The sequence below is a fragment of the Desulfallas sp. Bu1-1 genome (assembly GCF_015594625.1).
Classification (GTDB): domain Bacteria; phylum Bacillota; class Desulfotomaculia; order Desulfotomaculales; family Desulfallaceae; genus JADNRQ01.
Window position 1 is genome coordinate 1 of record NZ_JADNRQ010000101.1, and the last position, 269, is coordinate 269.

At 45.4% G+C, this 269-nt stretch carries 1 protein-coding gene; it reads left to right on the forward strand.

What is annotated here, in order from left to right; all coding sequences use genetic code 11:
- Window positions 1-155 (forward strand): M23 family metallopeptidase (locus IT084_RS17830; RefSeq protein WP_195714200.1); only part of this gene is annotated, 155 nt, incomplete at its 5' end.
- Between the last annotated feature and the right edge of the window lie 114 nt (window positions 156-269).

Here is a 269-nt window from a genome sequence, read left to right on the forward strand (position 1 = left end):
CGTACAAAGTTACACCCGGGGATGAAGTTGAAAAAGGCCAGGTTATAGCCAAAGCCGACAGCACGGGATGGTCAACCGGCGATCACCTGCACTTTGAAGTGCGGGCAGGTAAAAATAAAACACAATTTATTGATCCGCTAACAGTTCTGAAATAACCGGACCTTCGATGTCCGGTTAATTATTTTGGGGGTGATTTAATGCTTTTTACTATCGAAGTAACGCCTATTCCACCGGAGCAAATAGTAAACGCAACTCACAGCGCAGGAGAA